A 4,909-nucleotide genomic window follows, 5' to 3' on the forward strand; every position below is an offset into this window, starting at 1 on the left:
TAAGCAGAGAGCACAAGAAAATAACCTTTCTGAAGTTCACTATAATTTTTCGCAACAGTGCCCAAATCTTAAGCAGTATGAGTGCCATTTAGAAAAAAATAAGGCAGATTATCACTCTAAATGGAAAGATGTAAAAAAATTTTTCAAAATTTCAAGAAAGTGTGCAAGAAATCACCTAATGGGATTGAAAAATAGCTTTGCACCATTACTAGACACTAAAAGTAATATGAAAGCAATATATCAACACCGCCGCAGCTTAAAAGTCGTGTCGGCTTAACATTTATAACAAGTATATTCAGCGCAGGCCTAGCGTTAATGTTCGAAGTAGGTAGAGCTGCTGTTAGAAAATATCAAGGGAAGTCTTTTGAATGTTTATTTTTAGGTGCGACCACATCACAAAACTTAGCTAAATCTGTAAAATCTGCCGGCCTTGCCCTAGATTTAGTTTAGTAGACTCCGGCTGTGAAGTTAAGTTTAAAGTTTCACTCGGCTTTTACATGGTGCTGGCGTCCCCTAGGGGATTTGAACCCCTGTTACCGCCGTGAAAGGGCGGTGTCCTAGGCCTCTAGACGAAGGGGACAGGTCTGTATTTGGTGGAGCTAAGCGGGATCGAACCGCTGACCTCTACAATGCCATTGTAGCGCTCTCCCAGCTGAGCTATAGCCCCAATAAAACGCTGATAATTCTAATCTTGTTGCTACAGGAAGTCAATAGTTTTTCTGGCTTATCGCTTCGTTTATTAAAATTGAAAAAATACAAGAAGAGCATAAACAAAGGCTATGGCTCTTCCTGATGTGAGGCTAAAGAAAGCTTATTGGTTGTTACGAAAATAATGAATTAAGCCTTGCGTTGATGCATCATAGTCGTCAATGTTATTGTTTTTAATATTTGATCCGCCTTGTAGTTGAGCCAGTATATTTTGGCCGATTACTTTGCCAAGCTCAACGCCATATTGGTCAAAAGAGTTAATGTTCCAGATAACTCCTTGGACAAATACTTTATGTTCATATAGGGCAATTAAGGCACCTAGACTCTCAGGGGTGAGTTTATCATAGAGTATGGTGGTGCTTGGTTGATTACCAATAATTGCTTTATGGGGTGCTAGTCGTTGAGCTTCTGTTTGGTTAACTCCTTGGTTGATCATCTGCTGGTAGACTTCTTTCTCATCGCAGCCCCACATTAAGCCGCGTGTTTGTGCAAAGCAATTAGCCACCAGCATGTTATGCTGCTGTTGATACGGACTGTGTGTTTTTAGGCCAACAATAAAGTCCATCGGAATCATTTCAGTGCCTTGAAAAAGCATTTGATGATAGGCATGTTGACCATTGGTGCCCGGCTGTCCCCAAATGACGGGCGCGGTTTGCCCATTGACAGGTTCTCCATTGATTTGTACATGTTTACCATTGCTTTCCATATCAACCTGTTGAAAGTGACTTGGGAAAAGAGTGAGCATTTGCTCATAAGGTAATAATGCATGTGAGCGGGTATGCCAGAAATTAATATACCAAAGGCCGATTAAGCCAAGCATAACTGGCAAGTTATCTTCAAATGATGCGGTTTGAAAATGGTTATCCATCGCATGCGCTCCGGCAAGTAGGGCCTCAAAGTGATCAAAGCCTGTAGCAAGTGCGATGGGTAAGCCGATGGATGACCACAGTGAGTAACGGCCGCCGACCCAGTCCCACATTGGTAAAATATGCTCCGCTAAGATACCAAACTCGCGAGCTTTTTCCGGCTTGCTGGTACAGCAGATAAAGTGATGATTGATTTGTGCCGTTGATAACTGTGCGGTTTCTAGCCAATGGCGTGCTGATTGTGCATTAGCAAAGGTTTCTTGAGTGGTAAATGACTTAGAGGCGATGATAAATAGGGTTGTTTCAGGCTTTAAGTTTTTTAGGGTGTTGTGTAATTGATTGCCATCGACATTAGAGACAAAGTGGCAACGTAGGTGTTTTTTATGGTAGGGCGTTAAGGCGGTTGTGACCATCGCTGGGCCAAGGTCAGAACCACCGATGCCAAGGTTAACGATATCGGTAATGATCTGACCTTGCGAATACAGTGGTGTTTGGCCGTGAATTTTAGCGCATAGTGTGCGCATTTGAGCATGAACAGTTGTGATTTGTTTGGCAACCGCTTTGGGCAGTTGGTGATGTTTTGAGGCAGGTACACGTAAAGCGCTATGAAAGGCAGCACGCTTTTCAGTGATATTCAGGGTGGCACCTTGCATTAGGGCATGAATTTTATCACCGAGTGAATGTTCTTGCGCCAGTGCGATTAATAATTTAAGGGTGTGGTTAGTGAGGTGGTTTTTACTAAAATCAATACTTAAATGTGGGCCTTGTTTAAAGTAGTGATTAAAACGTTGCGAGTCATTGATAAAAAGGTCACGTAAGTGGGTGTGTTTGATTTCTTGTTGGTGGGCGGTAAGTTTTGTCCAGGCGGCAGTGTTCATGTGAGCTCCTTAAATCAGTCGTTGAGGGCAGTGTAGAGCCTTACTAGGTGGCTTGCAATAGTGAAAGTCGTTACAATGTGTGGGTTCATTGTAATAGAGAAAGGCAAGATCAATGAGAGTGACTGTATTTGGTGCAGGCTATGTCGGGTTAGTCACAGCGGCGTGCTTTGCTGACTTGGGTAATCAAGTTATTTGTGTCGATGTTGATGAGAAGAAATTAGCACAACTTGCTGAGGGAAAAAGTCCAATTTATGAACCGGGTTTGGATGAGTTATTACTCCGCGGTCAAAAATCAGGGAATTTAGAATTTACTGCGGATATTCAATCTGCGGTAGAGCAGGGTGAGTTTATTTTTATTGCGGTAGGCACGCCATCTGAAGAAAGTGGGTCGGCTGATTTACAATACGTGCTTGCGGTTGCTAAAAGCATTGGCGAATATATGAATGGCTATAAGTTGGTCATTGATAAGTCAACCGTTCCTTTGGGCACAGCCGATAAAGTACGTCAGGTTATTAGTAATGAATTAGGTGCACGTGGTGTGAACTATGAGTTTGATGTGAGCTCGAATCCTGAGTTTTTGAAAGAAGGTGCGGCGATAGAAGATTTTATGTATCCTGACCGTGTTGTCATTGGCATTGATAATCTTCGTGCTGAAAAGCGTTTAAAAACTTTATATACGCCACTTACTAAGAAAAATAATTGCTTAGTTGTTATGGATGTCCGTTCAGCTGAGCTGACAAAATATGCAGCGAATGCAATGTTGGCAACAAAAATTAGTTTTATGAACGAGATGAGTCAACTGGCTGAGCGTGTTGGTGCAGATATTGAGATGGTTCGCCAAGGCATCGGTTCTGATTCGCGTATTGGTTATCACTTTATTTATCCAGGTTGTGGGTATGGTGGCTCATGTTTTCCTAAGGATGTGCGAGCCTTAGTGCATACCGCTGCAGAGCATGGTTTTGATACGAAAATTTTGGGTGCAGTACAAGAAGTGAATGAAAAGCAAAAAGAGCTACTACTCGAAAAAGTATTGCGTGAATTTCAAGGTGATATTCAGGGTAAAACGTTCGCTTTATGGGGTTTAGCGTTTAAGCCAAAAACGGATGATATTCGTGAGGCGCCTAGTCGTGTGTTGATGGAGGGTTTATGGCAGCATGGGGCTAAGGTGCAGGCGTATGATCCGGCGGCAATGGATAATATTCAAGCCGTATATGGTGCACGTGATGATTTATATTTGGCAACAAGTGCAAGTAGTGCATTAACCGGAGCGGATGCGCTCATTGTCGTGACGGAATGGACGGAGTTTAGAAGCCCTGATTTTAATGTGATTAAAAAGACGCTGAACCAGCCATTAGTGATTGATGGGCGTAATATTTATGATGCTGAGCACTTAGAAAGTTTAGGGATAACTTATCGCTGCATTGGTCGAGGAGAGTGGTTAATGAAGGATGTGTGTCGATGAGTATAATAAAAAAAGCTGTATTTCCTGTTGCTGGCATGGGTACACGTTTTTTACCGGCAACTAAGGCAACACCAAAAGAAATGCTTCCTGTTGTTGATAAGCCACTGATTCAATATGCGGTTGAAGAGGCGATTGAAGCGGGAATTAAAGAATTAATTTTTGTTACTAGTTCAAACAAACGTGCTATTGAAGATCACTTTGATCGCCATTACGAATTAGAAAAACGTTTGGAAGAAGCCGGTAAAGCGCAATTTTTATCTATAGTTCGTGATATTTTACCACAAGGGGTAAGTTGTTCTTATGTGCGTCAGGCAGAGCCTTTAGGCTTAGGTCATGCGGTGCTTTGTGCTGAATCTTTGGTGGGACCTGAGCCTTTTGCTGTGATTTTAGCCGATGATTTAATTGCCAATGATGGGCCACTGTGTTTAAGCCAAATGGTAGAAAAATATAATGACAAAGGCGCAGATTGCATTTTAGCGGTACAAGAGGTGCCAGAAGGTGATACGCATAAATATGGTATTGTTGCCACTGAGTCATCGGATCGTGTCATTCATATGGTGGAAAAACCCCAGCCTGAAAATGCACCATCGCGCCAAGCTGTGGTAGGCCGCTATATTCTATCACCAAAGATCTTTACAGCGTTAAAAAATACCTCACAAGGCGCTGGAGGTGAAATACAGCTCACTGATGCGATTGCTAGCGTATTACAAAATCAGCGGGTATTGGCCTATCCATTTGCTGGTAAGCGTTATGATTGCGGTAGCAAACTTGGCTTTTTAGAGGCAACGCTTGATTATGCTTTAGATCATCCTGAATTAGGTTTAGCCTGCCAAGAGTATTTGCAAAAGCGTTTTCAGTTGAATTAAAGCGATATAAAAACTAGGAGTTGCATTTGGGCACTGTTGCAAAAAATTTAGATTTGAGTAGGGTGTAGCAATCAACGGAAGTTAAGAGTGAATTGCTGTGGGTAGACGTAAACGATTTAAGAAGAATCA

Annotated in this window: 4 protein-coding genes, 2 tRNA genes and 1 pseudogene; 4 read left to right on the forward strand and 3 right to left on the reverse strand. The window is 42.2% G+C overall.

The window, feature by feature from the left end:
• Positions 1-277: pseudogene (locus C200_RS16130) on the forward strand (hypothetical protein); the annotation flags it as partial.
• Positions 278-315: 38 nt separating this feature from the next.
• A complete protein-coding gene (locus C200_RS16545) occupies positions 316-450 on the forward strand; it encodes a hypothetical protein (protein ID WP_016211622.1) in 135 nt (44 codons plus the stop codon).
• A 54-nt stretch (positions 451-504) separates the two neighbouring features.
• On the opposite strand, the gene C200_RS08305 is transcribed toward C200_RS16545, so the two are convergent.
• The 3 genes from C200_RS08305 to pgi all read right to left on the reverse strand — a co-directional run bounded on the left by C200_RS08305 (position 505) and on the right by pgi (position 2,452).
• Positions 505-580 (reverse strand) — tRNA-Glu (locus tag C200_RS08305).
• A gap of 11 nt (positions 581-591) precedes the next feature.
• A tRNA-Ala gene (locus C200_RS08310) sits at positions 592-667 on the reverse strand.
• Between the two features lie 144 nt (positions 668-811).
• Positions 812-2,452, reverse strand: coding sequence for a glucose-6-phosphate isomerase (gene pgi, locus C200_RS08315; protein ID WP_016211623.1), 1,641 nt, complete (start codon positions 2,450-2,452; stop codon positions 812-814).
• A gap of 112 nt (positions 2,453-2,564) precedes the next feature.
• Here pgi and C200_RS08320 point away from each other — a divergent pair, with 112 nt between their 5' ends.
• Positions 2,565-3,914 carry a UDP-glucose dehydrogenase family protein gene (locus tag C200_RS08320; RefSeq protein WP_016211621.1) on the forward strand — a complete coding sequence of 450 codons (1,350 nt, stop codon included), beginning with the start codon at positions 2,565-2,567 and terminating at the stop codon, positions 3,912-3,914.
• A complete protein-coding gene (gene galU / locus C200_RS08325) occupies positions 3,911-4,780 on the forward strand; it encodes a UTP--glucose-1-phosphate uridylyltransferase GalU (RefSeq protein WP_016211625.1) in 870 nt (289 codons plus the stop codon). Before C200_RS08320 ends, galU begins: the two co-directional genes overlap by 4 nt.
• Positions 4,781-4,909 lie beyond the last annotated feature (129 nt).

The sequence above is a fragment of the Piscirickettsia salmonis LF-89 = ATCC VR-1361 genome, assembly GCF_000297215.2.
Lineage (GTDB): Bacteria > Pseudomonadota > Gammaproteobacteria > Piscirickettsiales > Piscirickettsiaceae > Piscirickettsia > Piscirickettsia salmonis.